The following is a 26,285-nucleotide window of genomic DNA, read 5'->3' on the forward strand; positions in this document are numbered from 1 at the left end:
CCCAGCCCCCCTACGTCAAGGTTCCCACCTCCAATCCCTGCTGTTGGTGCTTCTTGCCATCCCGTGAGCCATGAATTGATACAAACTGCTCTGATGAGTCCAGGATCAGCGACATCATGGTGGCTTTTTCAAAATATGGACTAATACTTGTTTGTGAGAGTGATTTTAATAAATTCATTATTTTCATATGGTTAGATGCTTTACTTGGCGAGGTTTGCGGTCCTTTCCAGCGTGCACAGGGAGTGCAAAGTGGGAAAAAATGCGATCAGGCATGGCGTGTGGATGATGTGCCTTGCTGGCAAGAGCGTTTTTGCCAGCGAGATAACATTCAACATGACGCGGGGGGCGACGGCCATCAGCCAGCAGGTCTATGACCTGCATATGACCATCTTCTATATCTGCTGCCTGATCGGTCTGCTCGTCTTTGGCGCCATGCTCTGGTCCATTATCCATCATCGAAAATCACGTGGCGCCCAGGCCGCTCAGTTTCATGAGAGCACCCGGATTGAATTGTTGTGGACAGCCATTCCTGTGCTGATCCTGGTGGCGATGGCCACGCCGGCCACGTCGACGCTATTGAAGATGGAAGATACTTCCAAAGCCGATCTGACCGTGCTCATCACGGGATCGCAATGGAAATGGCACTACAAATACCTGGAGCATCCGGTGGCGTTTTACTCCTTGCTGGCGACCAGCAAGAAGCAGATCTCCGGCGATCAGCCCAAGAGTGACACCTATTTACGGGAGGTCGATCAGCCGCTGGTGCTGCCTGTGGGCAAGAAAATTCGCTTCTTGATGACATCGGATGATGTCATTCACTCCTGGTGGGTGCCCGCCTTCGCGGTAAAGAAAGATGCCAATCCCGGCTACATTAATGAGTCCTGGACCAGGATAGACAGGCCCGGCACCTATCGAGGGCAGTGTGCCGAGCTATGCGGCAAGGATCATGGCTTCATGCCCATAGTGGTGGTCGCCAAAACCGCCGAGGAGTTTGATGGCTGGATTGCCAGAGCGGCGGAAGCCCAGGCCGCTGCCAAGGCTCAGCAGCAGGAGCAGGCCAGTACTATCATGACCCTGCCGCAGGCCATGGCGTTGGGAGAGAAAATCTTTTTGGGTCATTGCTCGGCCTGCCATCAGCCAGGAGGAACCGGATTGCCCGGGATCTTCCCCGCGTTGCAGGGCAGCAAGATCACTACCTTGGCGGAGAATCGTGCCAAGCACCTGAACCTGGTCCTGCATGGCAAGAGCGGGACCGCCATGCAGGCATTCGGCAAGCAGCTCACGGTTCAGGAACTTGCCGCCGTGGTGACTTATGAGCGCAATGCCTGGGGTAACAACACGGGCGATGTCATTCAGGCTGCGGATGTGCAGTCCATTCTGAAAAATGACAAATAAGGAGTCGGCATGAGCGATGGCATCATCGAGACCCTGCACGCAGGCCACTCCCATGGACCGGCAGCAGGCCTGAGGCGCTGGTTATATACCACTAACCATAAAGATATTGGCACCCTCTATCTGCTCTTCGCCCTGACCATGTTCTTTACCGGTGGCACCATGGCCATGGTGATCCGGGCCGAACTGTTTCAGCCCGGGTTACAGCTGGTCGAGCCCCTGTTCTTCAACCAGATGACCACAGTGCATGGTCTGGTCATGGTCTTTGGCGCCGTGATGCCGGCGTTCACCGGCCTGGCCAACTGGTTGATCCCCATGATGATTGGGGCCCCTGACATGGCCCTGCCCAGGATGAACAACTGGAGTTTCTGGATCCTGCCGTTTGCCTTCTTGATCCTGCTGTCGAGTCTGTTCATGGATGGTGGTGGCCCAAGTTCGGGTTGGACCTTCTATGCCCCCTTGTCGACCAAATACAGCGGCAACAGTACGGCGTTGTTTGTCTTCGCAATCCATATCATGGGCATCTCATCCATCATGGGAGCCATCAATGTCATCGTCACCATCTTCAATTTACGGGCACCAGGCATGACCTGGATGAAGATGCCGCTATTTGTATGGACCTGGTTGATAACGGCCTTTCTGTTGATTGCTGTGATGCCGGTATTGGCAGCGGCCGTCACCATGGTATTGACGGACAAGTATTTTGGTACCAGTTTCTTCGATGCCGCAGGAGGGGGAGATCCTGTGATGTTCCAGCATATATTCTGGTTCTTTGGTCACCCTGAGGTGTACATCATGATACTGCCCGCCTTTGGCATAGTATCCAGCATTATTCCTACCTTCTCTCGCAAGAAACTCTTTGGCTATCGCTCCATGGTTTATGCCACCAGCAGCATAGCGATATTGTCTTTTCTGGTCTGGGCTCATCACATGTTTACGACGGGGCTGCCCGTGGTCGCCGAGCTGTTCTTCATGTACGCCACCATGTTGATCGCGGTGCCGACCGGTGTGAAGGTATTTAACTGGGTGGCGACCATGTGGCGAGGTTCCTTGACGTTCGAGACCCCCATGATGTTTGCCATCGCCTTTATTACCCTGTTTACCATAGGCGGTTTCTCGGGGTTGATGCTGGCCATGATCCCGGCCGACTTCCAATATCACGATACCTATTTTGTCGTGGCCCATTTTCATTATGTGTTGGTTACCGGGGCGGTATTTTCCATTCTCGCTGCGGCCTATTACTGGCTACCAAAATGGACCGGCCATATGTATGACGAGCGACTGGGACAATGGCATTTCTGGTGCTCACTTATTTCGGTCAATGTGCTGTTCTTTCCGATGCATTTCGTCGGTCTGGCGGGCATGCCTCGCCGGATACCCGACTATGCACTGCAATTCGCAGACTTTAATGCGCTGATCAGCGTTGGTGGTTTTGCTTTCGGGTTGTCACAGCTGTTGTTCGTCTGGGGTGTCATCAAATGCATCCGTGGCGGCAATAAGGCTACGGCACAGGTGTGGGAAGGTGCGGAAGGGCTGGAATGGACCTTGCCCTCTCCGCCCCCTTATCACAGTTTCCAGTCACCACCAGATATCAAGTAGGAGGCGCATATGACACAAATCAATCATGGGCCTTTGCTGAAAAAGCTGATCCTGGTCATCACCGTCATGTTTGGTTTTGCATTTGCGTTGGTGCCGCTGTATGACGTTCTTTGCCGGATCACAGGCCTCAACGGCAAGACCGCCGAGCAGCCGGCCAGCACGGATCGCGCCGTGATCGACAGCAAACGTACCATACAGATGGAGTTTCTTGCTCATGCGGACACCCAGATGCCATGGCAGTTTACTCAGGAGACAGAGCGGCTATCGATACGGCCTGGCGAAATGAAACTGGTCAATTACCGGGTATTCAATCCGACGGATCGCACCATGATTGGCCAGGCTGTCCCATCAGTCTCCCCCGGACCCGCCGCCGCCTATTTAAAGAAGGTGGAATGTTTCTGCTTCCATCGTCAGGAATTGCGGGCAGGGGAAAGCAAGCTGATGCCACTCAAGTTCTATGTCGATCCCGCCCTGCCCTCCGACATCAACACCATCACGCTCTCTTATTCGCTCTATGACATTACGCAGTCCAAGCCAGCCGATGCGTTGGCGCAGAGGAAATAATCATGGCCAAGGTGAACTCGCATTATTACGTCCCTGAGCAGAGTCATTGGCCCATTATCGGCGCCCTGGCACTGTTTCTCCTGGCCTTCGGTGCGGGCCATCTGGTGAATGAAATAGCAAACAAACAATCAGGCATTGGCCGCTATCTGATGATGGCGGGCGTCATATTGCTGGTGTTCATGTTGTTTGGCTGGTTCCGCCATATTATCCATGAGTCCATGACGGGGTTGTACAGCCCCCAGATGGATCGCTCCTTCAGGCAAGGTATGGTCTGGTTCATTTTTTCCGAGGTGATGTTCTTCCTGGCATTTTTTGGTGTGCTGTTTTATGCCAGACAACTCGCCATGCCATGGCTGGATGGTGCAGGAAACAAGGCAATGACGGCGCAGCTGTTGTGGCCGGACTTTTCCGCGCACTGGCCCATGCTCAAGACCCCGGGAGGCACCCAAACCCAGGCCATGCCCTGGCATGGGATCCCGCTCGTCAACACTCTGGTGTTGCTGAGCTCCTCCGTGACGCTGCTGTTTGCTCATACAGGGTTGGAGCAGGGTAAAAGAGAACGGCTCAAATGGATGCTGCTGAGCACAGTGTTGCTTGGCCTGACCTTCTTGTGGCTGCAAGGCTACGAATACATGCATGCATACCGAGAGCTGGGTTTGCGGCTGGACTCCGGAATATATGGCAATACCTTCTTTATATTGACCGGCTTCCATGGCTTGCATGTCACCCTGGGGACTGTATTCCTCCTGATCATCTGGCTGCGCATCGTGCTGAAGGATCATTTTACCGCCGAGCGGCACTTCGCCTTTCAGGCCGCCGCCTGGTACTGGCATTTCGTTGACGTTGTCTGGCTATGCCTCTTTGTCTTTGTGTATCTGCTCTGATATTCGTCTAGTAGGGGCGTGGATTGGGTTCAATCCAGCCCATTGCCAGCGAGAGCAGCAAGATGGCGACCACCAGCAGAGAGAACAGGACGCGGCGACCCAGTGGAACCGACATCTTCCGAGCGGGCTGACCCGTGCTCAACATCAGCCAGAGAGCATGGAACAGCTGCCCTATGATGAGCAGCAACATGAGCACCAGCACTATCTTGATCAACATGTTAGGGCCCTCCAAAAGATGCGCGACATGGCGACGTGGCATAAGCAGCGACCATTCCACCACAGGCGCTGGATCCTGCTGATATTCACTCTGGGTGTGTCTGCCGGTTTGTGCAAGCTGGCACTCTGGCAATGGCAGCGCGCGGCCGAAAAGGAGGAGTGGCTGGCCCATGTGGTCACCCTGCAGCAGGCGGTGCCATTGACGCTGACCGAGATCGACTGGCGGCAGGCTGAGCGTCTGGACGGTGCACCATTGCGGGGAAAGGTGGAGTGGGTGGCCCCCTATATCTGGCTGCTGGACAATCAGCTGGTCGCGCATGAGGCCGGATATGATGTGCTCATCCCGGTGCGTGCCGACAGCCACTCCCCTCCATTGCTGGTGAATCTGGGCTGGCTTCCTGCCCCTGCGCAGCGCCAGCAGTTGCCACTCCCTGTCATTCCGGCAAGGTTCGAGCTTAACGGCCTGCTGCGGATCAAGCCCGGCGGCGTCTTGCTGGGACAGAACATAGAAGCGGGTCCCTATCCGAACCGGCTGCAAACCATCAGGGTGGATAGCCTGAACCGGATCAGTGGCTTGTCCCTCGTCGATGCCGTTTTTTACCAGCAGACGTCTCCCTTTATCTACCACTATCAACAGCATGTGATGCCGCCAGAGAAGCACAGAGCTTATGCGGTGCAGTGGTTGGGACTGGCGCTGGTAGCACTGTGCGGCGGTTGGGTGTTGAGCAGGAGGTCCGATGGATAAGTGGAAGGTGCCTGTCGCATTCGCGCTGGTGATCCTGTTGCCTGTGGTGCTGGCCGCACTGACGTTGCGACAGGGCTGGTATGAACCCGGCACTCGCAACAAGGGACAATGGCTGAGCAAAGACGTCTATCTGCTGCAACCACTCCCGTCGAGCCAGACCAAATGGCGGCTGGTTTATCTGGAGGCCAGGCAGTGTGAGGCTGTATGTCAGCAGGTGCCGATGCTGATGCAGCGGATCCGGAGCGCATTGGGCCGCAACCTGGACAAGCTGGCGCTGGTGCAACTGGTTGATGAGCCAGCGCCCGAGACAGGCGCAGAGATCAAAACGGGGGACATCATGCTGGTGGACTCACAGGGGTTGGCCATACTGCGTTACGAGGTGCCTGCCAACACGGCGCAGTGGCCGCTGTTTGGCAAGGCAGTGCTGTCGGATGTGCAACAGTTGCTCAAATATCAGCGAGGCCCTGAATGAAGAGTCAGAAGATGCTGGCGTCGATCGCGATCGCCCTGGCGACGCTGGTCATACTGCTCGGCGCCTATACCCGGCTGACCGATGCCGGACTCGCGTGTCCCGACTGGCCGGGTTGTTACGGCTCGCTGGCTGTCCCTCAATCTGCGCATATCGAGCGAGCCGCCCTGCTTTACCCGGAGAGCACGCTGGAGCCCCACAAGGCGCGCAGTGAGATGGTGCATCGCTATTTCGCCGGTGCATTGGGTTGCATCATCGGGAGCCTGTTCATGCTGAGCTGGCGTTGCAAACAACGCCTGCGCCGCATCGCCAGCGCGCTGCTCATCCTGGTGCTGGGTCAGGCCATGCTGGGCATGTGGACTGTGACGCTGGCCCTGCATCCTCTGGTCGTGATGGCTCATCTGCTGGGTGGATTCGCCATCCTGACCCTGCTGTGGTTGTATCGGGTCGACATGACGACCGACCCCGCCAGGGCAAGCCCTGTCATCTGCGGTCAGGGTTTGCCCTGGCTGGGCAATCTGGCGTGCGCCGTGCTGCTGGTGCAGATTGCCTTGGGTGGCTGGACTTCGGCCAATTATGCCGCCATGGCCTGCGTCGAACTGCCGGTCTGCCAGGATGGCTGGCAAAACCAGCTGGTGTGGGGAGAGGCTTTTCATCTGCCCCTGGGGCATGGCAGCTATGAGTTTGGTGTGCTGGGCAAGGAGGCGCGTCAGACGATCCACATAGCTCACCGCCTCGGAGCTCTGGGCACTGTCTTGCTGGTCGGAGCCTTCGCGCTCGGGCTGATCCGCCAGGGGCACCTCATGCGCCCCCTGGGAGTATTGTTGCTGGCCTTGTTGCTCGTGCAGATAGCCCTGGGGCTGGCGAACGTCCATCTGGCCCTGCCACTGGTAAATGCTCTCGCGCACAACCTGGTGGCGGCACACCTGCTGGTGTGTTGTGTACTGGCCCGTGGGCGGCTCTCTCGCCCCCATCTTTCCCCCTTGCTGTCGCCCGGGGCGATCAGGAGTCAGACATGAACAGCAAGTCATTGGCCCGCATCATAGACATCCGGTTGCTGCGGGACTATTACCAGCTGACCAAACCCAAGGTGGTGGCACTGCTCCTGCTGACGGCCTGGGTCGGCATGTTGCTGGTCGAGCCGACGGTGGCCTCGCTGGACAACATGGTCTCCGGGCTGGTGGGGATAGGGTTGTTAGCGGCGGCGGCGGCGGCCATGAACCATATTCTGGACCGTGGCATCGATGCACAGATGCGCAGAACGCGCTGGCGACCGGTCGCCACTGGGCGGATCGGCACCAAACCGGCGATGGCGTTTGCGCTCTGGCTGGCCCTGCTGGGGTTTGCCTTGCTTTATTGGGGCGTGAATCCCCTGACCGCCTGGTTGACCCTGGCCAGCCTGTTTGGCTATGCGGTCGTCTACACCCTGCTGCTGAAGCGGGCCACACCACAGAACATAGTCATCGGCGGGCTGGCGGGAGCCATGCCGCCGCTGCTTGGCTGGACCAGCATCACGGGGCAGCTCTCGGCCGAGCCCTGGTTGCTGGTGATGATCATCTTCGCCTGGACGCCCCCGCATTTCTGGGCGCTGGCGATCCACAGGCGTGATGAGTATGCCAGCGCCAAGATCCCCATGCTGCCGGTCACCCATGGCATTGCATTTACCAAGACGGCGATCCTGCTCTATTTGCTGATGCTGACCCTGATCTGCCTGCTGCCCTATCTGATCGGCATGTCGGGCCTGCTCTACCTGATTGGCAGCCTGATGTTGAACCTCTTGTTCTGCTGGCACGGCTGGTTGCTGAAGTACTCGGAGCGGCCCGGTCAGGCGATGCGGACTTTCCGTTTCTCCATCTACCACCTGATGCTGCTGTTTGGTCTGCTGATCCTGGATCACCATTGGCTGTGGCGGCTGTCCTAGGGGGAAAGCCATCTGCCTTTGAGTTTCAGGGGCTTGGGATGGGGACAATTCAGGGGCGCAGTGCGAGGGATACGGCTCAAGTGACAAGGCTGGCCCAGGGCCAGCCTTGTCGTTTTCAGAGCTTGACCATGATGTGGCGCGGCACAGTGTAATCCTCCAGCGCGTAGAGGGAGAGATCCTTGCCATAACCGGACATCTTCATGCCGCCGTGGGGCATCTCCGAGGTGAGCATGAAGTGGGTGTTGATCCAGGTGCAGCCATATTGCAGGTGGCTGGCTACCTTGCTGGCGAGGCTCAAATCCCGGGTCCAGACTGACGAGGCGAGGCCGTAGTCCGAGTCGTTGGCCCACTGCACCACCTGTTCGGCGTCGTTGAAGCGGGTCACCGACACCACCGGGCCGAACACCTCGCGCCGGACTATCTCATCCTCCTGGCGGGCGCCAACGATCAGGGTCGGCTCGAAGAAGAAGCCGTTGCCGGGGCGGATCTTGCCTCCCGCCGTCACCTCCACGTGGCCGCTGCTCTGGGCCCGTTCCACGAAGCTGGCTACTCTGTTGCGTTGCCGGTCCGAGATGAGCGGCCCCATCTCCACCCCCTCCTCGCGTTGACTACCGACCTTGATGGAAGCCACCGCATCCGTCATGGCGGCGACAAAGTTGTCGTAGATCTTGCCCTGGGCGTAGATGCGGCAGGCTGCGGTGCAATCTTGCCCCGCGTTGTAGAAGCCGAAGGTGCGAATGCCTGCCACCACGGCTTCCAGATCCGCGTCGTCGAAGATGATGACCGGCGCCTTGCCCCCCAGCTCAAGGTGGGTGCGCTTCATGGTACGGGCGGCGCTCTGCAGTATCTTCTGGCCGGTGGCGATATCGCCGGTCAGGGACACCATGCGCACCAGCGGGTGCTCCACCAGCGGCGCCCCCACGCTCTCGCCCCGGCCGCAGACGATGTTGATGACGCCGCGGGGGAAGAGCTCGCTGGCGAGCTCGGCCAGGCGCAGGGCGGTGAGCGGAGTCTGCTCTGAGGGCTTGAGCACTACCGTATTGCCGGCGGCGAGCACGGGGGCCATCTTCCAGGCCGCCATCATCAGCGGGTAGTTCCAGGGTGCTATGCTGCCCACCACACCTATGGGATCACGGCGGATCATGCTGGTGTGTCCTTCTATGTACTCCCCCGCCAGCGGCCCCTGCAGGCAGCGGGCCGCCCCGGCGAAGAAGCGGAAGCAGTCCACCACCGCCGGCAGCTCGTCATTGAGCACCGCCAGATAGGGCTTGCCGCAGTTGAGGGATTCGAGCGCCGCGAACTCCTCGGCATGGCGCTCTATGGCATCGGCGAGGCGCAGCAGCAGGTTGCTGCGCTGGGCCGGGGTGGTGCGGCTCCACTGGGTGAAGGCGCGCTGGGCGCCGTTCACCGCGCGGTTCACCTGCTCGAACGAGGCTTCGGGCACGGAGGCGAGCAGCTCACCGGTGGCCGGGTTGAGGATGGGCTCGGCCGGGCCGTCTCCGGTGACAAACTGGCCGTCGATCAAGAGTTGGGTTGATAGCTTCATGTTGCATCCTTGCACGGGCGTTGAGTTGTTACTTGCCACTGCCGGCGACATCCTGGCCGTCGCGGGTGAGGTAGTAGGCAAGCAGAATGGGGATAGTGGTGAAGGCCACTATGATGAGGGCCACCACGTTGGTGACGGGTCTATCCCGGGGGCGGATCAGCTCCTGATACATCCAGATGGGCAGCGTGGTCTGCTGGCCCGCGGTGAAGGTGGTGACGATTACCTCATCAAAGCTCAGCGCAAACGCCAGCATGCCCCCCGCCAGCAGCGCCGTGGCGAGATTGGGCAGGATCACGTAGCGCAGGGTCTGGAAGCCATCGGCGCCAAGATCCATGGACGCCTCGATCAGCGACTGGTTGGTGCGGCGAAAACGCGCCAGCGCATTGTTGTAGACCACTACCACGCAGAAGGTGGCGTGGCCTATGACTATGGTCCAGAAGCTGAACGGGATCTCCAGCAGGCCGTAGGCGGATCGCAGCGCTATGCCGGTGACTATGCCGGGCAGGGCAATGGGCAGCACCAGCAGCAGCGACACCACCTCCTGGCCGAAGAAGCGGCTGCGGGCAATGGCGCCTGCCGCCAGGGTGCCGAGCACCATGGCCGCCAAGGTGGCCAGTCCCGCCACCTCCAGCGACAGCTGGATGGCGCGCCACACATCGGGTCTGTTCAGGGTCACCTCGAACCACTTCAGGGTCAGGCCGGGGGGCGGAAACTGGTAGCTCTTGCTCTCGCTGGTGAAGGCGTAGAGGAAGATGAACAGGATCGGGATGTGCAGGAACAGCAGCCCACCGATGGCGGCGTACTTGAGCAGACCGGATGGGCGCTGGCCATGGTCCTGATTGATAGAGGGATTAGAGCGCATCGAAGGCTCCTAAACGTTTCGCTATGGTGAGATAGATGGCGATGATCAGGATCGGTACCAGCGAGAAGGCGGCGGCGAAGGGCAGGTTGCCCGCCGTGCCCTGCTGCATGTAGACCACCTGGCCTATATACATGGTCGAGTTGCCTATGATGCCGGGGATGATGTAGTCCCCCAGGGTCAGGGAGAAGGTGAAGATGGATCCCGCCACCACGCCCGGCAATGCCAGCGGCAGTATCAGGGTGCGAAAGGTCTGGGCCGGCGTTGCCCCCAGGTCGCTGCTCGCCTCGATGAGGGAGCGTGGGATCCGCTCCACCGCCGCCTGGATGGGCAGGATCATGAAGGGCAGCCAGACGTAGACGAAGACGATGAAGGTGCCGAGCCGTGAGAACGACAGCGAGGGGCCGCCTATCACCGGCAGGGAGAGGATGCCATCCAGCAGCCAGTCCAGTCCCAGACTGTCTGCCAGCCAGCTGATGACCCCCTCCTTGGCCAGGATCAGCTTCCAGGCGTAGACCCGCACCAGGTAGCTGGACCAGAGCGGCAGCATGATGCCCACGTAGAACAGGGCCCGGGCCTTGCCGCTGGTGTAACGCGCCATGTAGTAGGCGATGGGGAAGCCGAGCAGAGCGCAGGCCAGGGTCACCAGCAGCGACATGCCGACGGTGCGGCCTATGACGTCGAGGTTCTCCGCCCGCAGCAGGGCGACGAAGTTTTGCAGTCCCAGTTCGTGGCGCACCTGACCGCTGAACTCGTCCAGCCCGAAGAAGGCGTTGGAGAGCAGCATCAGCAGGGAGCCCACGTAGATGACGCCGAGCCAGATCAGGGGTGGGCCGAGCAGTATCCCCAGCAACAGGCCGGGTCGGCCGTAGAGCAGGGTGGAGAGGCGCCGCAATGGCCGCAAGCGTGCAGGTTCTGTGATGTGGCTCATGGCAAGGCTCGCACTGTGGGGGAGGCTCATGGCTGAGCCCCGGACTCGGAGCCATTCAGACGATGAATGGCCTGTTCCGGCCAGCTGAGGCTGACCCGGCTGCCATGGGCCAGACGGGCCTGCCCCTCGTTGGGGTGGTTGACGATAAGCTCGAGCCGCTCACCCAGATCGACCCGGTAGCGTACGAAGGGACCCAGGTATTCCACCTCGCGGATCTCGCCCGACCAGCCGGGGCTGCCGGCCTCACTGAGCCGGATCCGCTCAGGGCGCACCATCATCTGGCGCTCGTCACCGCACAGCCGTCTGGCCAGCTCCCCCTCGAACAGGTTGACGGTGCCGACGAAGCGGGCGACGAAGGGAGTGGCGGGGGCGTCGTAGATGGTATCCGGTGCGGCTATCTGCTCTATCTTGCCCTGATTGAAGATGCAGATGCGGTCGCTCATGGAGAGCGCCTCCTGCTGATCGTGGGTGACAAAGATGAAGGTGATGCCGAGTTGGCGCTGCAATGCCTTCAGTTCGAGCTGCATCTGCTCGCGCAGCTTGAGATCGAGCGCCCCCAGCGGCTCGTCCAGCAGCAGGATGCGCGGCTGGTTGATCAGCGCCCGGGCGATGGCGATGCGCTGGCGCTGGCCGCCGGAGAGCTGGCCCGGTTTGCGGCTGCCGACGCCGGGCAGGCGTACCAGCTCCAGCATCTCGTCCACCTTGCGGTAACGCTCCCCCTTGGCCACCCCCTTGAGCATCAGGCCGTAGCCGATGTTGTCGCGCACATCCATGTTGGGGAAGAGGGCATAGTCCTGGAATACGGTGTTGAGGTTGCGATCGTAGGGCGGCACCCGGGAGCAGGGCTCACCGAACAGGCGGATCTCCCCCTCGCTCGGGTATTCGAAGCCGGCGATCATCCGCAGGCAGGTGGTCTTGCCGGAACCGCTCGGGCCAAGCAGGGTAAAAAACTCGCCGGAAGGGATCTGGAAGGAGATGTCGTCGACCGCCTTCACCTCGCCATAGTGGCGGCTGATGCGGTCAAATTGTACGGCGTTCATGGAGCGTCCTTGTCTGTGCAGGGATGGGCCGGACTCCTGTCCGGCCCGCTGGGTTGCGCGTAGTCAGCTCAAGCTCAGCGACCACCCAGGATGGCGATATAGTCGGAGACCCAGCGATAGTAGGGCACGCAAGTCCCCTGGCTCTTGCACTGGGAGACGGGGGTACGCCAGAAGTGCACCCGATCGAAGTTGTCGATGCCGTTGGTCTTGCAGCCCTCTTTCCCCAGCAGGGCGTTGCCCTCACAGGCGGCGGGCACCACGGGCACTGAGCCGAACCAGGAGGCGAGATCCCCCTGCAGCTTGTTGTTGAGGGAGTGCTCCAGCCACTGGTAGGCGCAGGTCAGGTTCTTGGCCTCGCTGTGTACCATGCTGGTGTCGGCCCAGCCGGTGACCCCTTCCTTGGGCACAGTGGTGGCGATAGGCTGCTTGTCGGCGATCAGGGTGTTGGCCTGGAAGGGCCAGGAGTCGGAGGCCACTACTCCCTCGTTCTTGAAGTCATCGATCTGGACGAAGGCATCGTGCCAGTAGCGGCCCACCAGCTGGCGCTGCTTGCGCAGCAGCTCGAGGGAGGCCTTGTACTGATCCTCGTTCAGCTCGTAAGGGTCTTTGATGCCGAGCGCCGGCTGGTGGGTCATCAGATAGAGGGCTGCATCGGCGATGTGAATGGGGCCGTCGAAGGCCTGTACCCGTCCCTTGTTGGACTTGCCGTCCGGCAGTGTCTGCTCCTCGAACACCAGGCTCCAGGAGTCGGGGGCCTTGGGGAACACCTTGGTGTTGTACATCAGTATGTTGCCGCCCCACTGGTAGGGCACGCCGTAGTGCTTGCTGTCTACAGTGTGCCAGGGAGCACTCTGCAGGCGGGGATCTATCTTGCTGTAGCTCGGGATGAGCGCCAGGTTGAGCGCCTGTACCTTGCCCCCTGCGATGAGGCGCAGGCTGGCGTCGCCGGAGGCGGTCACCAGATCGAAGCCCCCCTCGTTCATCAGCGCCACCATTTCGTCCGAGGTCGCCGCCGTCTTGACGCTGACCTTGCAGCCTGTCTCCTTCTCGAAGCCGGTCACCCAGTCGTAGTTCTTGTCGGTCTCGCCACGCTCTATGTAGCCGGCCCAGGCCACGATATTGAGTTGGCCTTCACCCTTGCCGAGCTCGGTGGGGGCAGCCTGGGTCTGGCCTGCCAGCAGGGCGGGGATCAGGGCCAGGGTCAGGGGGGTCAGTTTCATCTTGCTCTCCTTGCATGATCGGAAACCATGGCGATACCGCAATGGCAATTAACATCCTGTTAACCAGTCATGAGCGTAGGAGAAGACGGTGGTAATGAGAATTTCAATTTTTAACGCCAGAGGTATCTGCTAAATCGATATCGAGTGCAGATGAATCTGAATTTCTGTGGCAAATGCGGTCGTCAGGTCTCCGGGAACGGTTAGCGAGAAACCTGCTGGCGGGCCCGCAAGCGGCTCTGATCCCGCACTATGTCGATGAATTCGCGGGCAGTCCAATCCAGCCGCGAGCCGCGCCGCCACACCAGCCCTATGTCGATGGCGGGAATGGGCTCCTTGATGGTGCGGGCCTCGACCCGCTCCTGCTCCAGTGACCAGGGGCGATAGGCAAAGTCCGGCAACAGGGCAACCCCGAGCTGGCTGGCTACCAGGCTGCGCACCGCCTCCACCGAGGCGGTGCGCAGCACGATACGCGGCGCTATGCCGTAGCGGCGCAGGCCGCCGCCGATGATCTGGTCCAGCTGATCGGCGGTCAGCGAGATCATGGGCTCTTCGCCGAGTGCCTTGAGGGAGAGGGTCGATTCGGCGCAGAGCGGGTGGTTGGCAGCGAGCCAGACCCGCAGCGGTGAACGGGTCAGCAGCTCGGTATCGAACGCCTCCTGGCGGATGGTGCGGTTGGTCATCAGGATCCCCACGTCCACCTCGCCGTTGACTATCTGGTGCTCGAGATAGGGTTGTTCATCCTCCTTCACCTCGATCCGCACCGCCGGAAAGGCGCGGCGAAAGCGGCCGAGCGCCTCCGACAGGTAGTAACCGGCCACCAGGGTAGTGACCCCTATGGTGAGCTGGCCCTGATCCTGCTGGGCCACCGCCTTGAGGGACTGGCCTGCCTCCGTCATGGCGCCGAGGATGCGGCGTGCGTGCAGCAGAAACTGGTGGCCCTGGGTGGTGAGGCTGACCCCGCGCGGATTGCGCTCGAACAGGGCGGCGCCCAGCTCGGTTTCCAGCTCGCGAATGGCGCTGGTGACCGCCGACTGGGAGATGTGCAGCTCGGCGGCGGCGCGGCTGACCGAGAAACTGTCGGCTACGGCGACGAAATAGCGGATCTGGCGAAAGGTAAAATTCATCTGGGCATCCTGCCACTCGCGACTGGGGTGGCTGCCAGCTTAACCTCGAATCCCGCTCAAACAAAAGGCGCCGTGATGGCGCCTTTGTCATTGATCTCGCAACGATTAGCGGGAGCTGGCAGCGGCCACCAGCGGAACCCGGTTCACCGCCTTGCCCAGGTAGGCGAGGGTGATGGTCACTATGATGCAGGTGAAGCTGAGCCACATGTAGGGCAGGTAGTCGAGGGTGGCGACCCCGAGCACCCCGGCCATGAAGATGCCGTTGTCGCTCCAGGGCACCATGCCGCAGGTGAGGGTGCCGCCGAACTCGGCGTTGCGGGAGAGGTTCTTGCGTGCCAGCCCCAGCCGGTCGTAGTTCTTGGCCATGATCTTGGGGGTCAGGATCAGCGACACATACATGGCCGAGCCGAACACGTTGGCCAGGAAGGCGGTGCCTATGGTGTGGCTGGTCAGGCTGCCGACGCTGTTGATGCGCTTCTCGAAGGCGCCGGCAATCACTTCCAGAATACCGACCTTCTCCAGCAGGCCGCCAAAGCCCAGACCGAAGATGATCACGGCCACCGAGCCCAGCATGGACTCCATGCCGCCGCGACCCAGGATGTTGTCGATGAAGTCGATGCCGGAGATGATGGGGAAGGGGCTGTAGGCGGAGTGCATCGCCTTGACCGGATCCATGTCCTGAAATGCGATGGCCCAGATCAGGCCCAGCAGGGCGCCGAAGCTGATCACCGGGAAGGCGGGTTTGCGGTTGGCCAAGAGGCCCAGCACCAGCACCACGGGGACTATGGCCAGCGGCGTGATGTTGAACTGCTTGTCGAGCGCCTCCATCACCAGATTGACCTGCTCCAGGCTGACATTGCCGGAGTACTGCATGCCGACCAGGGTGAACAGCACGGCCGTGATGACATAGGAGACTAGGCTGATGGGCAGCATCCCCTTGATGTGTTCCACCACATCGACGTTGGACATGGTCGATGCCAGCACCACGGAGTCGGAGAGCGGGGAGAGCTTGTCACCGAAATAGACACCGGAGAGCACTGCGCCGGCCACCAGGGGGGCGGGGACGCCCAGGCTGTGGCCAATGCCCATCATGGCGATGCCGGCGGTGGCGGCAGAGCCCCAGGAGGTACCGGTGGCCAGGGAGGTGAGGGAGCAGATGATCAGGGTCGCCAGCAGGAAGATGGAGGGGTGTATCACCTTGAGGCCGAAGTAGATGATGCTGGGCACTATGCCGCCGGCGATCCAGGTGCCGACCAGGGCACCGACGGAGACCAGGATCAGGATGGCCCCCATCCCCTTGGAGACGCCATCGACGGCGGCCTGCTCCAGGGACTTGTAATCATGGCCTAGCTTGATGCCGAGCCCCATGATGACGAACCAGGCGATGAACAGCGCCAACTGGATTGGCAGGTCGAGCACGCTGGTAAACGAGAAGGCCAGGGCCAGGAAAATGGCCAGGCAGGCAAACACCTGCGACATGCCCGGTAGTCGGATGTGGTTTTGTTGGTTTTGCATAGATACTTCCTAAACTCTTGCTCGCCAAGGTCAGTCCCTCTCGTCCTGTGGATACACGTATCCCGAGGGGCCAACCCAAAAAGAGGCCGCAATCTACCACAAACCTGGGGGGGCAAATCCCAACAGATTTAGCAAAAATGCAGTTTTGATTGAAAAACTTACAAATTAGTTGATCTCATAACCCGTTTTTGAGTGCTCTGTTTGCCCCTATGGGACATTCGACTCTGATAGAAAAGTCCGATTGCATACTCCTAAAATACAAATGATAATCGTTATCAAATAATGCGGGAGGAGACATCACCATGATCTGGATTGTGAGAGTCATGCTGTTGGTCGGGCTGCTGGCCGTGCTGGGCTGGGGTCAGGAGAAGGAGTACGGCATCTGGAGTCTTGGCTTTGTGCTGGCCGCCTGGGTCATGCTGGAACCCAGGCTGAGGCCTGCCCTTATTCTGCTGCCGGTGGCCGGGATGACCGGCATAGCGGCTCTGATCTGGCAGCAGCCTTGGTGAGGATCAGGGGATGGGGGCGCTCTGGACCTTCTCCTGTGCCAGCTTGAGCGACTCAATGACGTTTTTCTCCATCTCGGTACGCTTGGCATCGGTCAGGAAGTAGATCATGTCGACGTCGTGACGTATGTAGTGGGAGGGCAGCTGGTTGAGGGTCAGGCAGCAGAGATCGGCCATCTGGTTGGCGTTCAGCGTCAGGTTCAGACCCTGTCTCTCAATCTCCTTGAGCACCAGATGCTCGTAGAAGTTGTGAATGTCGGTATCCAGTATCATATGCGTTCCTTGGCATGACGATGGGCGGTAAGTCGTCAAAAGCATAGTCATAACAAGGAGTAAAAACAAAAAGCCCATCACTTGCGTGATGGGCTTTTTATGTAATGAATGGTGCGAAGAGAGGGACTCGAACCCTCACATCCGTGGGACACTAACACCTGAAGCTAGCGCGTCTACCAATTCCGCCACCTTCGCACACTGATTTTCTCCAGCTGGTTTTTAAATGCGGTTGGAGCGCATTGCTCTGTTTTTACATGTCAGAATCATGGTGCGAAGAGAGGGACTCGAACCCTCACACCCGGGGGGCACTAACACCTGAAGCTAGCGCGTCTACCAATTCCGCCACCTTCGCACATTGTGTTACCAGTTTTGATTTACATGCTGTCTGGAGAAGCATGGTGCGAAGAGAGGGACTCGAACCCTCACATCCGTGGGACACTAACACCTGAAGCTAGCGCGTCTACCAATTCCGCCACCTTCGCACATTGTGTTACCAGTTTTGATTTACATGCTGTCTGGAGAAGCATGGTGCGAAGAGAGGGACTCGAACCCTCACACCCGGGGGCACTAACACCTGAAGCTAGCGCGTCTACCAATTCCGCCACCTTCGCACATTCGGGTTATCAGTCTGGATTGACATGCTGTCTGATAAAAGCATGTTGCAGTATGGTGCGAAGAGAGGGACTCGAACCCTCACATCCGTGGGACACTAACACCTGAAGCTAGCGCGTCTACCAATTCCGCCACCTTCGCATCACTGCGGTGGGGGATTCTATAGAGTTTTGGAAGAGCGTCAACAGCCAAAGGGGACTTTTTTCGCTGTTGACGTTCAAAGCAGTGCTAAGGGCACAAAACTTCAGCAATTAGCGTCATTGACGCGCCAGGGCGTCCCGATACATCTGCTCATACTGGGTGACCGAGTCCGGCCAGTTGAAGCGGGTGTTCATGGCGTTGCGCTGCACTCTGGCAAATCGTTCGGGATCCTGCAGGTAATAGAGCAGGCTGCGGCGCATGGCATCGAGCAGTATGTTGGCGGTCGGATCGTTGAAGCAGAAGCCGGTGGCATGCTCGGGATCGGCATCCCAGTCCACTACCGTATCTTTCAGGCCACCGACGGCCCGCACCAGCGGCAAGGTGCCGTAGGCCAGGCTGTACATCTGGTTGAGACCGCAGGGTTCGAACAGGGATGGCATCAGGAAGAAGTCGGCGCCCGCTTCCACCAGGTGGGCCAGCCTATCGTCATAGGTGTTGATGAAGGCAAACTTGTCCGGGTACTGCTGAGCCATGGCCTGCAACTGGGCGGCGAGGGAGGGATCCCCCGAGCCCACTATCACCACCTGCACCTTGTGATGCAGGAACTTGTCCAGCACCGGCAGCAATAGGTGCACCCCTTTCTGCTCGGTCAGCCGGCACACCATGCCGTAGATGGGCAGATCCGCCACCGGCAGGCCGGTTTCCTGTTGCAGCGTCTGCTTGCAGACCCGCTTGCCGGCGAGGTTGTCGACGTCATAGGTGGCGGGCAGGAAGTCGTCGAAGGCCGGATCCCAGTCCTGATAGTCGCAGCCATTGAGAATGCCGCGTAGGTCGGCTGCCCGCTGCTGGAAGATGCTGGCCATGCCGTGGGCGCCCAGGTGAGTCAGCAGCTCGCTGGCGTAGTTGGGACTGACCGCGTTGATCTTGTCGGCATAGAGCACCCCGCACTTGAGCAGGTTGATGTGACCGTAGTCGTAGCTGATGCGCTGTTCATACTCGGCAATCTCGGGCATGGCCCAGAACTGCTCCCGACCGAACACCCCCTGGAAGGCCGCGTTGTGAATGCTGATCACGCTGCGGGTGTGCTGGAAGAAGGGGTTATGGGCATGACGGGACTTGAGCAGCAGCGGCAGCAGACCGGTATGCCAGTCGTTGCAGTGCACTATGTCGGGGGCAAAGTTGAGCTGTTCGCAAGCATGCAGGGCCGCGGCCGAGAAGAAGGCGAAGCGTTCACCATTGTCGCCATAGGCCTGGTTGTTCTCGGCGTAGAGCTGGGGTCGATCGAAATATTGCGGGCAGTCGAGCAGGTAGACACAGACTCCTTCCAGCGCCATCTGATAGATGCGATAGCCGATATCCGGCAGTCCCGGATGGGTTGGCAACCAGCGCGAGGCGATCAGTCTGGCCTCATCACGGCGTTTGATCGTCTTGTAGAAGGGCAAGATGATCCTGACGTCATGGCCCTTCTGGGCCAGATACAGCGGCAGGGCTCTGGCCACGTCCGCCAGGCCCCCGGTCTTCACAAGCCCCTCAACTTCCGAGGCAACAAACAGGATTTTCAGTGGGTTAATAGCCAACTCTTGCTCCCTTAGGTACCACGACGATACCGCCTTCGGATACGGTAAATCTCTCTCTGTCATGGTCCAGATTTTCACCGATCACGGTGCCGGGTGCAATTTCAACGTTCTTGTCAATGATGGCGCGCCGAATGGAACAGCCTTCGCCAATCTTCACATCCCCGAGCAACACCGACTCGCTGATGTGGCTGCAGGGGCCTATGTTGCAGCGAAAACCCAGGATGGAGCGCTGGATTTGGCTGCCCTGAATGAAGCAGCCGCCGGAGATCAGGGAGTTGGCAATCTTGACCTTGCAGTCATCGGTATCGACGAAGGTGGCTGGCGGCAGGGGCGGATAGTGAGTGTGCAGCGGCCACTTGCGGTTGTAGAGGGAGAAGGGGGCGTCGTCCGCCACCAGATCCATGTGCGCCTGCCAATAGGAGTCGAGGGTGCCCACGTCGCGCCAGTAGACGTTGGGCTTCTCGCCCGGGATCACGTTGGTACTGTAGTCGTAGACATAGACGGGGGCGCGCGGGAACAGGCTGGGGATGATGTCCTTGCCAAAATCGTGGCTGGAGTTCTCCTCGGCGGCATCGCGTTTGAGCTCGCGGTAGAGCGCTTCGGTTTCGAAGATATAGTTTCCCATCGAGACCAGTGCCTGGGTGGGATCCCCCGGGATGTGCTTCGGATGTTTGGGTTTTTCTTCGAAACCTATCATGCGCCCTTCCTGATCCACCTCGATCACCCCGAAGGCGCTCGCCTCCTCGATGGGCATGCGCAGGGCGGCGACGGTCAGGGCGGCGGCCTTCTGTTTGTGGAAGGTCACCATCTGGCTCACATCCATCTTGTAGATGTGGTCGGAGCCGAAGATGCAGACGTGCTCGGGGTCGGAGATCTCGATGAAGCGCAGGTTCTGGTAGATGGCATCGGCCGTGCCGTCATACCAGCGTTTGCCCATCCGCATCTGGGCAGGAATGGGGTCGATGAAGCGGTCCGTGATGCCGACTATGTTCCAGCCCTTCTTCATGTGCAGATAGAGGGACTGGGACTTGAATTGGGTCAATACGTAGATGCGCAGGAAGTCTGCGTTGACGAAGTTGTTGAGGACGAAGTCGATCAGTCGATAGCTGCCGCCGAACGGGACAGAGGGCTTGCTGCGAGTGGTGGTAAGCGGCTGGAGACGGGTTCCTTCGCCGCCTGCCAGTATCATGGTGAGTATGCCTGCCATCGTATTTCTCTCCCTGAATTTATGATATGAAAAGGTTTTCAGCTCACTGCAAAAAAACACCCCTAAAGGGGTGGTTAAACGATTGACAATTACCTTATCAGATCCCGGATGGGGCCCTCTACTTGTTTTATTACACCGGTTACACTTATTTACACTTTGCTCAGATACACCTTGAATTTGCTGTCGCTGTTGACCACTTCGGTCCGTTTGAAGTGCGTATCCAGTATAGGCTGATATCGCAGAAAGGCGTTGGCGACTATGGTCAGACCGCCATTCGCCGACAGGTATTCCGGTGCCTTGGCGAGGAAGGTTTCGGTGGCCGCATAGAAGGTCTTGAGCCCGGCGTGGAAGGGAGGGTTCGAGACGATATGTTGAAACTTTTCAGCAATGTCGGAGTAAACGTCAGAGGCATGAACCTTCCCCTGCAAGCCATTGACGGCCAGGGTGCGGCGGCTCGATTCCAGCGCCAGCGCGCTGATATCCACCATGCTGACCGCCAGATCCGGATTACGTTTGGCCAGCATTGACCCTATGACACCGGCGCCGCAACCAAAATCGAGCAGCTTGCCCCGCATCGGCGGCAGGCTGGCCAGCAACATCTGGCTGCCCAGATCCAGCTCGTCGGCACTGAATACCCCCGGCAGCGCCAGCACGGTCAATTCCGTCTCACCCGCCTTGCATTCATACCGGCTGAACCAGGCGTCCAGTTCGAATGGTGCTACCGGTTTGCTCAGCTCACCGTGATAGAGGGAGCAGCGGCGCGCCGAGTCGCGCTTGATGGGCTTGTCGCCGTAAGGGGCCAGCAGCTTGTCGGCGCCGTTGATGCCGCCGCGATTCTCACCGGCCAGAAACAGATCGGCGCCAGCCTCCAGCAGGGGGGTCATCATGGCCAGCAGGTATTGCGCCTCGGCCTTGGCCTTGGGCATCAGCAGCAGCAAAGCATCGAAACGGGGGGCGCCGCCGAGCTGGTGATCGAACTGGATGGCGTCCCCCAGTGCGGCCTGTTGACTGCGGTAGTAGCAATAGTCCGTGGTGAATACTGTCAGGGAGCGGGCCAGCTCGGCCAGCTGGCGGGGATAGTCATCCTCCAGCGTCCCGCAGACAAGTAGCCGCTTGCCGACAAAGAGGGTTTGGTTTCGTTCCAGCATCTGGCTGACGGCACTGACAGGGCTGCTCATCGGGTCTCTCCACACAATTTTGGGCGGCCATTATACATAGCCCCTTTCGCCTTGACATTTATGCCGTGTTCCCGAAATATGCCCAGACACCATTTTTTGACCAGAGATGATGAAATGCGGTTCAACGGGTTGAAACGAAAGCACAAGAAAAGCCTGACATTCGGGCCTGCCGACGTTCGCGCGTAACCTCTCATCCCTGAGAAGATTCAAACCCCGGTTGCGCAGCCCGTACCGGGGTTTTTTATTGCCATATGCGAGTCAACGGAGAAGGAAATCCCATGTTTCAAGGTTCGATAGTTGCCCTGATCACCCCATTTCGACAGGGCCAGCTGGATGAGGCCGCACTGGCCCGTCTGGTGGAGTGGCACATAGCGCAGGGGACCCACGGCATAGTGCCGGTCGGTACCACGGGTGAGAGCCCGACCCTGACCCACGACGAGCATTGCCGGGTGGTGGAACTGGTGGTCAAGCAGGTGGCGGGGCGCATTCCCGTGATCGCCGGCGCTGGCTCCAACAACCCGGTCGAAGCCATCGAATACACCCGCCACGCCGAGCAGGCGGGGGCCGACGCGACCCTGCATGTGGCCGGTTACTACAACCGTCCCAATCAGGAGGGGCTCTACCACCACTTCAAGGCGGTGCACGATGCGACGACCAAGCCCATCATCGTCTACAACATTCCGCCGCGCGCCATCGTGGACGTGCAACCGGCGACCCTGGCCCGCCTGGCCGAACTGCCACGCATCGCTGGCGTGAAGGATGCCACCGGCGACCTGGCCCGCCCCTGGACCGAGCGCCAGCTGATCAAGAAGCCGTTCGCCTGGCTCTCCGGCGAAGATGCCACCGCGGTGGCCTACAACATAGGTGGCGGCCAGGGCTGCATCTCGGTGACGGCCAACGTGGCCCCCAAGCTGGTGGCCGAGGTGCAGAATCTGACGCTGGCCGGTGAGTGGCAGGCCGCCCGTGAGTTGCAGGACACGCTCATTCCGCTGCATCAGGCCATGTTCGCCGAGCCGAGCCCGGCGGGCGCCAAGTATGCGGTCTCCCTGCTGGGCTTTTGCAGCGAAGAGTGTCGCCTGCCGGTGATGCCGCTGTCCGAGGCGACCCGCGAGCGCATCCGCAGCGCGATGCAGGCATTGAATTTGTTATAAAAATTGGGCTCTGGATCGCGCTTTTGACTGCCTAGTCAATTAATGTGCAAGGTTTGCCGATATACTCGCTTGGATACAACCAAGGATGGCAGGCATGCAGGAATGGGATCCAGAGCACTTCACCAGTTTTGAACATCTCTGTGAAGTGACGCTGGCAGCGGTCAGGGAAAAGACAGAAGCCGAACAAATTTACCTCTGGTTGCGGGCTCCCGAGTCCCAACTTTACAGCTTTCAGCTCGATCAGGGGCTGATCTGCCTGAATGCGGACATTGCCGCCCCCCTCAAGCTCCCCGTCATCTTCATCGAGCATGCCTTCGACAAGGGCCAGCTGGTGGTGGAGCAGATAGCCCCGACGACCGATGTCTGGGAGACGGTCGAACCCGAAATTCCACGCCTGCGTGCCTGCTTCCCGCTCAAACGCCAGAAGGGGCTCAAGGCCGTGGTCTATCTGGAAACCCGCCGTCGCCTCGATCGCCTCTCCCGACGCCAGCAGCAGAGCATCCAGTTGCTGATGCACTACCTGGCCGCCGAGCTGGAGAGCCGGTTGCTCGCCAGCCAGATCGATCAGGAGCGGGATCAGCGCAGGCACACCCAGGCCGATCTCATCCGCAGCCAGGCGCTGCAAGACTCTTTCCTCAGCATGTTGCAGGCGCTGCATCAGGTGGGGGTCAAACTCTCCCGCTGCGACAGCGAGCATCAACTGCTGCACGATGCGGTGGCGCTGGCCCGTCAGGATCTGCAGTTCGACCGCATCGCCATCTTCCTGGTCGACGCCGAGTTCAAGACAATGCATGGCACCTGGGGCACCAACGAGGCGGGCGAACTCATCGACGAGCACCACTTCATCAGCCCCATTCCGGAGCACCCCACGGTGCAGGAGGCCCTGCGCCGCAAGGACTATGTGCTGGTGCTGGAAGATGCGCCGCTCTACTACGAGAAGCAGGAGGTGGGGCGCGGCTGGAATGCCATGGTCTCGCTGTGGGACGGCGCCACACCCATCGGCTGGATCGCCGCCGACAACCTGCTGTGGCGGCGGCCGCTCAAGGCGTACCAGAGCGAGATCTTCAAGCAGTATGCGGCCATGCTCTCCCAGCTGTTGATCCGTCAGCGCACCCAGGCCGCGCTGGAGCGCTTCAACCGGGAGCTGGAGCTGAGGGTCAGCGAGCGCACTATGCAATTGGCGGAGACCAACCGGGCGCTGGAGGAGGCCAACAAGCGGCTGTCGCTGCTGTCGCTGGAGGATCCCCTGACCGGCATCGCCAACCGTCGCCACTGGGATCTCACCATGCAGCGGGAGTGGGAGTGGGCCCGTCGTCACCAGGGCCTGCTGGCGGTGCTGATGATCGACGTGGACGAGTTCAAGTCCTACAACGATCACTTCGGCCATGCCAAGGGGGATCTGTGTCTGCAACAGGTGGCCAGTTTGCTGCAGGAGGCGGAGCGGCGACGCACCAACCTGGTGGCCCGCTACGGCGGGGAGGAGTTCGTGATCCTGCTGTGCGGCCCGCAACCCGAAGAGGCCGAGCGGTTGGCGGAGCGGATTCACGAGGGGCTCAGTGAATTAAAGATCCCACATCCGGCTTCCCGAGTTGCTGATTTCATTACGGTTAGCATAGGCTTTAGCTATCTGGTTCCCTCGCTGGATGGAACATGGCAGAGCTTGACCGAACAGGCCGATCAGGCGCTCTATCATGCCAAGTCGCAGGGGAGGGCGTGTACGCTAGCCTATCGGTGAGCCCATGTTGTTACGTCGCTATCCCATCTTCAATCGTCGTCTCGCCCTCGTTGCCTATGGTATGGACTATCAGCTTGCCGACCCCGCCGAATGGACTCTTCTCGCGACGCAATGCCGTCTGCTGGCCCAGGGGCGCCAATACTTGCTGCCCTTCAGCCATGAACAGCTCGATGAGCAACGCCCTCTGCTGTTCGATCAGGACACTATCCCACTGGTCGAGGCCTCGGCCGAGCGGTTGCCCGCCTCGTTTCCCGTACTGGCCCAGTGGCGCGATTATCGACGCCGCCTGGCCGTGCACGGCGCCCAGCGCGAGCCCCGCTGGTTCAACGCCTCCCGGCTGCTGGTGTTCTGGATGGGGGAGGAGGGGATCAGTCAGCCGACCGAGCACAAGCGGATGGCGCTCGACATCGAGACCTGGGGCGATTTTCTGCCGCTCAAGGAGGCGGGGGTGGACTTCTTCGCCGGCGGTTTCCTCGCGCGTCCCGAGCTGGTGAATCAGCGCGCCGCCCAGCCGGACATGAAGCTGGTGCAGGAGATACTGCAAATCATCTGCCATGAGGAGTTCTCCTTTGCCAGGGTCGCCAGCCTGCTGGAGCAGGACGCCTGGCTGCCGGGCCAGCTGATGACCTATGTCAACGCCCCCGGCTTCGATCACGCCAGCCCCATCGTCTCGGTCACACGGGCGCTCTCCTATCTGGGGGAGCAGGAGATCCGCAAGTTCGTGCTCATCTACGGGCTGGCGCGGGTCAGTCAGCACATGCCGGAGGCCTGTACCCGCATGGCCATCGCCCGTGGCCGTTTCTGCGAGCTGATCGCCGTGACCGCGCTCGGCAAGGCCGTCGCCAGCTGGGCGTTTCTGGTGGGGCTGGTGCTGGATGGCTCGCTGCTCTCCGAGCAGCTCAAGGCCCATCTGCCCAAGGATGTGAAACGGGCGCTCGAGTCCAGTGAGGGGCCGCTCTTTCATCTGTTCCAGCTGGTGAAGACCTATGAGCAGGGGAACTGGCCGCTGCTTGCCCAGCTGGCACCTAACTATCAGCTGGATCCCGCCAAGCTGACCCCCATCTATTTTCAGGCACAAATGTGGGGGCAAGCGTTTCTCGCCACCTAGGTCATGGCGACGGGGTGTGGCTCTGGCTAGAATGGGGACCCATTTTCAGACACAGATCCCGCACCATGACCCTCTCCGGATTTCAAGGCCTGGTATTTGACCTCGATGGCACCCTGGTGGACTCAATGCCACTGCACCTTGCCGCCTGGGCGCACACGGCCCGGGAGTTTGGCTTTCACTTCGATGCCGACTGGTTCTATGAACTCGGTGGCATGCCGAGCCGCAAAATCGCCCTGCTGGTCGCCGAGCAGCAGCAGATCGTCCTGGATCCGCTGGTGGTGACCCGCTGCAAGACGGATCACTACGTGGCCAACCTGCACAAGGTCACCGTCTTTCCGGCCATGCTGGAACTGGTTCAGCGCCATCACGGTCTCATTCCCATGGGGATAGGCACAGGCTCGCCCCGCATCAATGCCGAGGCAGTGCTGCGCAATACCGGGCTGGATCGTTACTTCCCCGTGGTGGTGACCGCCGACGATGTGGATCTGCATAAGCCCCATCCAGATACGTTTCTGCTGGTTGCACGTCGGCTGGGGGTCGAGCCGGCGACCTGTCTGGTGTTCGAGGATACGGGAATTGGCGTACAGGCCGGTCAGGCTGCGGGCATGCAGACCTGCATGGTCAGGGATGGCAGACCGGTCGACTTGCAGTATTGAAGTGAAGGGCGGTGAAACAGGTGGATCCACTCGGAGGAAGAGTGGAGTCCATTCTCATACGGGACAGACATGATAAATGAGAATGGACTCGGTCACCCTTTGACGCAGCAATGGCG

General features: G+C 60.0%; 25 protein-coding genes and 5 tRNA genes. 13 read left to right on the top strand and 17 right to left on the bottom strand.

Features of this window, described 5'->3' with window-relative positions:
- The first annotated feature begins 204 nt into the window (after positions 1-204).
- Genes coxB through CK910_RS07645 form a run of 4 tightly spaced genes read left to right on the top strand, consistent with a single transcriptional unit; the run spans position 205 to position 4,439 of the window.
- The gene (gene coxB / locus CK910_RS07630; protein WP_367582010.1) at positions 205-1,395 is read left to right on the top strand and encodes a cytochrome c oxidase subunit II; all 1,191 of its coding nucleotides are present in this window, start codon (positions 205-207) and stop codon (positions 1,393-1,395) included.
- Between the two features lie 9 nt (positions 1,396-1,404).
- On the top strand, positions 1,405-2,991 hold the full coding sequence (gene ctaD / locus CK910_RS07635; RefSeq protein WP_098981988.1) for a cytochrome c oxidase subunit I: 1,587 nt from the start codon (positions 1,405-1,407) through the stop codon (positions 2,989-2,991).
- A 9-nt stretch (positions 2,992-3,000) separates the two neighbouring features.
- A complete protein-coding gene (locus tag CK910_RS07640) occupies positions 3,001-3,555 on the top strand; it encodes a cytochrome c oxidase assembly protein (protein ID WP_098981991.1) in 555 nt (184 codons plus the stop codon).
- A 2-nt stretch (positions 3,556-3,557) separates the two neighbouring features.
- Entirely contained in the window at positions 3,558-4,439 is an 882-nt protein-coding gene (locus CK910_RS07645) for a cytochrome c oxidase subunit 3 (protein WP_098981994.1), read from the top strand.
- A 7-nt stretch (positions 4,440-4,446) separates the two neighbouring features.
- On the opposite strand, the gene CK910_RS07650 is transcribed toward CK910_RS07645, so the two are convergent.
- Entirely contained in the window at positions 4,447-4,656 is a 210-nt protein-coding gene (locus CK910_RS07650; RefSeq protein WP_098981996.1) for a DUF2909 family protein, read from the bottom strand.
- A gap of 27 nt (positions 4,657-4,683) precedes the next feature.
- Between CK910_RS07650 and CK910_RS07655 the strand changes: the two genes are divergently transcribed.
- From CK910_RS07655 to cyoE, 4 genes are read left to right on the top strand one after another with little or no spacing between them, the layout of a single operon-like run.
- Positions 4,684-5,400, top strand: coding sequence for an SURF1 family protein (locus tag CK910_RS07655; RefSeq protein WP_253852837.1), 717 nt, complete (start codon positions 4,684-4,686; stop codon positions 5,398-5,400).
- Positions 5,393-5,872: a hypothetical protein gene (locus tag CK910_RS07660; protein WP_253852839.1), complete on the top strand. Its 480-nt coding sequence runs from the start codon at positions 5,393-5,395 to the stop codon at positions 5,870-5,872. Before CK910_RS07655 ends, CK910_RS07660 begins: the two co-directional genes overlap by 8 nt.
- Positions 5,869-6,888 carry a COX15/CtaA family protein gene (locus CK910_RS07665; protein WP_098981999.1) on the top strand — a complete coding sequence of 340 codons (1,020 nt, stop codon included), beginning with the start codon at positions 5,869-5,871 and terminating at the stop codon, positions 6,886-6,888. Before CK910_RS07660 ends, CK910_RS07665 begins: the two co-directional genes overlap by 4 nt.
- A complete protein-coding gene (gene cyoE, locus CK910_RS07670; RefSeq protein ID WP_098982002.1) occupies positions 6,885-7,790 on the top strand; it encodes a heme o synthase in 906 nt (301 codons plus the stop codon). The genes CK910_RS07665 and cyoE overlap by 4 nt, the downstream gene beginning before the upstream one ends.
- A 115-nt stretch (positions 7,791-7,905) precedes the next feature.
- Here cyoE and CK910_RS07675 read toward each other — a convergent pair whose 3' ends face one another.
- The 7 genes from CK910_RS07675 to nhaC all read right to left on the bottom strand — a co-directional run bounded on the left by CK910_RS07675 (position 7,906) and on the right by nhaC (position 16,025).
- Positions 7,906-9,336 carry a gamma-aminobutyraldehyde dehydrogenase gene (locus CK910_RS07675; RefSeq protein ID WP_098982005.1) on the bottom strand — a complete coding sequence of 477 codons (1,431 nt, stop codon included), beginning with the start codon at positions 9,334-9,336 and terminating at the stop codon, positions 7,906-7,908.
- Positions 9,337-9,364: 28 nt separating this feature from the next.
- Entirely contained in the window at positions 9,365-10,198 is an 834-nt protein-coding gene (locus CK910_RS07680) for an ABC transporter permease (protein ID WP_216640184.1), read from the bottom strand.
- Positions 10,188-11,156, bottom strand: coding sequence for an ABC transporter permease (locus CK910_RS07685; protein WP_098982007.1), 969 nt, complete (start codon positions 11,154-11,156; stop codon positions 10,188-10,190). Before CK910_RS07685 ends, CK910_RS07680 begins: the two co-directional genes overlap by 11 nt.
- Complete coding sequence (locus CK910_RS07690) at positions 11,153-12,166, bottom strand: ABC transporter ATP-binding protein (protein ID WP_098982009.1); 1,014 nt, start codon at positions 12,164-12,166, stop codon at positions 11,153-11,155. The genes CK910_RS07685 and CK910_RS07690 overlap by 4 nt, the downstream gene beginning before the upstream one ends.
- Positions 12,167-12,240: 74 nt before the next feature.
- Positions 12,241-13,386 (bottom strand): ABC transporter substrate-binding protein, encoded by a 1,146-nt coding sequence (locus tag CK910_RS07695; RefSeq protein ID WP_098982011.1) that lies wholly within the window; start codon positions 13,384-13,386, stop codon positions 12,241-12,243.
- Between the two features lie 200 nt (positions 13,387-13,586).
- The gene (locus CK910_RS07700) at positions 13,587-14,510 is read right to left on the bottom strand and encodes a LysR family transcriptional regulator (RefSeq protein ID WP_043137224.1); all 924 of its coding nucleotides are present in this window, start codon (positions 14,508-14,510) and stop codon (positions 13,587-13,589) included.
- 105 nt (positions 14,511-14,615) lie between these two features.
- Complete coding sequence (nhaC, locus tag CK910_RS07705; RefSeq protein WP_043137222.1) at positions 14,616-16,025, bottom strand: Na+/H+ antiporter NhaC; 1,410 nt, start codon at positions 16,023-16,025, stop codon at positions 14,616-14,618.
- 302 nt (positions 16,026-16,327) lie between these two features.
- Between nhaC and CK910_RS07710 the strand changes: the two genes are divergently transcribed.
- Positions 16,328-16,534 carry a hypothetical protein gene (locus CK910_RS07710; RefSeq protein ID WP_021141290.1) on the top strand — a complete coding sequence of 69 codons (207 nt, stop codon included), beginning with the start codon at positions 16,328-16,330 and terminating at the stop codon, positions 16,532-16,534.
- A 3-nt stretch (positions 16,535-16,537) separates the two neighbouring features.
- Here CK910_RS07710 and CK910_RS07715 read toward each other — a convergent pair whose 3' ends face one another.
- The 9 genes from CK910_RS07715 to rsmC form a co-directional block, all read right to left on the bottom strand.
- On the bottom strand, positions 16,538-16,804 hold the full coding sequence (locus CK910_RS07715) for a late competence development ComFB family protein (RefSeq protein ID WP_043137219.1): 267 nt from the start codon (positions 16,802-16,804) through the stop codon (positions 16,538-16,540).
- 109 nt (positions 16,805-16,913) lie between these two features.
- Positions 16,914-16,999: transfer RNA gene (locus tag CK910_RS07720), tRNA-Leu, on the bottom strand.
- 71 nt (positions 17,000-17,070) lie between these two features.
- Positions 17,071-17,156: transfer RNA gene (locus CK910_RS07725), tRNA-Leu, on the bottom strand.
- 44 nt (positions 17,157-17,200) lie between these two features.
- Positions 17,201-17,286 (bottom strand) — tRNA-Leu (locus CK910_RS07730).
- Between the two features lie 44 nt (positions 17,287-17,330).
- Positions 17,331-17,415 (bottom strand) — tRNA-Leu (locus CK910_RS07735).
- A 56-nt stretch (positions 17,416-17,471) separates the two neighbouring features.
- Positions 17,472-17,557: transfer RNA gene (locus CK910_RS07740), tRNA-Leu, on the bottom strand.
- Between the two features lie 116 nt (positions 17,558-17,673).
- On the bottom strand, positions 17,674-19,134 hold the full coding sequence (glgA, locus tag CK910_RS07745; protein ID WP_098982017.1) for a glycogen synthase GlgA: 1,461 nt from the start codon (positions 19,132-19,134) through the stop codon (positions 17,674-17,676).
- Complete coding sequence (gene glgC, locus CK910_RS07750) at positions 19,124-20,383, bottom strand: glucose-1-phosphate adenylyltransferase (RefSeq protein ID WP_274454401.1); 1,260 nt, start codon at positions 20,381-20,383, stop codon at positions 19,124-19,126. The genes glgA and glgC overlap by 11 nt, the downstream gene beginning before the upstream one ends.
- Before the next feature lie 107 nt (positions 20,384-20,490).
- Positions 20,491-21,519: a 16S rRNA (guanine(1207)-N(2))-methyltransferase RsmC gene (rsmC, locus tag CK910_RS07755; RefSeq protein ID WP_098982020.1), complete on the bottom strand. Its 1,029-nt coding sequence runs from the start codon at positions 21,517-21,519 to the stop codon at positions 20,491-20,493.
- Between the two features lie 278 nt (positions 21,520-21,797).
- Between rsmC and dapA the strand changes: the two genes are divergently transcribed.
- From dapA to CK910_RS07775, 4 genes are all read left to right on the top strand, one after another.
- On the top strand, positions 21,798-22,670 hold the full coding sequence (dapA, locus tag CK910_RS07760; protein WP_043554405.1) for a 4-hydroxy-tetrahydrodipicolinate synthase: 873 nt from the start codon (positions 21,798-21,800) through the stop codon (positions 22,668-22,670).
- 94 nt (positions 22,671-22,764) lie between these two features.
- Positions 22,765-24,405: a sensor domain-containing diguanylate cyclase gene (locus CK910_RS07765; protein ID WP_098982022.1), complete on the top strand. Its 1,641-nt coding sequence runs from the start codon at positions 22,765-22,767 to the stop codon at positions 24,403-24,405.
- A gap of 4 nt (positions 24,406-24,409) precedes the next feature.
- On the top strand, positions 24,410-25,513 hold the full coding sequence (locus CK910_RS07770) for an EAL and HDOD domain-containing protein (RefSeq protein ID WP_098982025.1): 1,104 nt from the start codon (positions 24,410-24,412) through the stop codon (positions 25,511-25,513).
- A gap of 65 nt (positions 25,514-25,578) precedes the next feature.
- Positions 25,579-26,169: an HAD family hydrolase gene (locus tag CK910_RS07775; RefSeq protein ID WP_172955266.1), complete on the top strand. Its 591-nt coding sequence runs from the start codon at positions 25,579-25,581 to the stop codon at positions 26,167-26,169.
- The last annotated feature ends 116 nt before the right edge of the window (positions 26,170-26,285 follow it).

This window comes from Aeromonas sp. CA23 (genome assembly GCF_002587065.1).
Lineage (GTDB): Bacteria > Pseudomonadota > Gammaproteobacteria > Enterobacterales > Aeromonadaceae > Aeromonas > Aeromonas bestiarum.

Coding starts and splice junctions, on each gene's coding strand:
- ctaD (WP_098981988.1), top strand. CDS start 1,405: ATGAGCGATGGCATCATCGAGACCCTGCACGCAGGCCACTCCCATGGA.
- CK910_RS07640 (WP_098981991.1), top strand. CDS start 3,001: ATGACACAAATCAATCATGGGCCTTTGCTGAAAAAGCTGATCCTGGTC.
- CK910_RS07645 (WP_098981994.1), top strand. CDS start 3,558: ATGGCCAAGGTGAACTCGCATTATTACGTCCCTGAGCAGAGTCATTGG.
- CK910_RS07650 (WP_098981996.1), bottom strand. CDS start 4,656: ATGTTGATCAAGATAGTGCTGGTGCTCATGTTGCTGCTCATCATAGGG.
- CK910_RS07655 (WP_253852837.1), top strand. CDS start 4,684: ATGGCGACGTGGCATAAGCAGCGACCATTCCACCACAGGCGCTGGATC.
- CK910_RS07660 (WP_253852839.1), top strand. CDS start 5,393: ATGGATAAGTGGAAGGTGCCTGTCGCATTCGCGCTGGTGATCCTGTTG.
- CK910_RS07665 (WP_098981999.1), top strand. CDS start 5,869: ATGAAGAGTCAGAAGATGCTGGCGTCGATCGCGATCGCCCTGGCGACG.
- cyoE (WP_098982002.1), top strand. CDS start 6,885: ATGAACAGCAAGTCATTGGCCCGCATCATAGACATCCGGTTGCTGCGG.
- CK910_RS07675 (WP_098982005.1), bottom strand. CDS start 9,336: ATGAAGCTATCAACCCAACTCTTGATCGACGGCCAGTTTGTCACCGGA.
- CK910_RS07680 (WP_216640184.1), bottom strand. CDS start 10,198: ATGCGCTCTAATCCCTCTATCAATCAGGACCATGGCCAGCGCCCATCC.
- CK910_RS07685 (WP_098982007.1), bottom strand. CDS start 11,156: ATGAGCCTCCCCCACAGTGCGAGCCTTGCCATGAGCCACATCACAGAA.
- CK910_RS07690 (WP_098982009.1), bottom strand. CDS start 12,166: ATGAACGCCGTACAATTTGACCGCATCAGCCGCCACTATGGCGAGGTG.
- CK910_RS07695 (WP_098982011.1), bottom strand. CDS start 13,386: ATGAAACTGACCCCCCTGACCCTGGCCCTGATCCCCGCCCTGCTGGCA.
- CK910_RS07700 (WP_043137224.1), bottom strand. CDS start 14,510: ATGAATTTTACCTTTCGCCAGATCCGCTATTTCGTCGCCGTAGCCGAC.
- nhaC (WP_043137222.1), bottom strand. CDS start 16,025: ATGCAAAACCAACAAAACCACATCCGACTACCGGGCATGTCGCAGGTG.
- CK910_RS07710 (WP_021141290.1), top strand. CDS start 16,328: ATGATCTGGATTGTGAGAGTCATGCTGTTGGTCGGGCTGCTGGCCGTG.
- CK910_RS07715 (WP_043137219.1), bottom strand. CDS start 16,804: ATGATACTGGATACCGACATTCACAACTTCTACGAGCATCTGGTGCTC.
- rsmC (WP_098982020.1), bottom strand. CDS start 21,519: ATGAGCAGCCCTGTCAGTGCCGTCAGCCAGATGCTGGAACGAAACCAA.
- dapA (WP_043554405.1), top strand. CDS start 21,798: ATGTTTCAAGGTTCGATAGTTGCCCTGATCACCCCATTTCGACAGGGC.
- CK910_RS07765 (WP_098982022.1), top strand. CDS start 22,765: ATGCAGGAATGGGATCCAGAGCACTTCACCAGTTTTGAACATCTCTGT.
- CK910_RS07770 (WP_098982025.1), top strand. CDS start 24,410: ATGTTGTTACGTCGCTATCCCATCTTCAATCGTCGTCTCGCCCTCGTT.
- CK910_RS07775 (WP_172955266.1), top strand. CDS start 25,579: ATGACCCTCTCCGGATTTCAAGGCCTGGTATTTGACCTCGATGGCACC.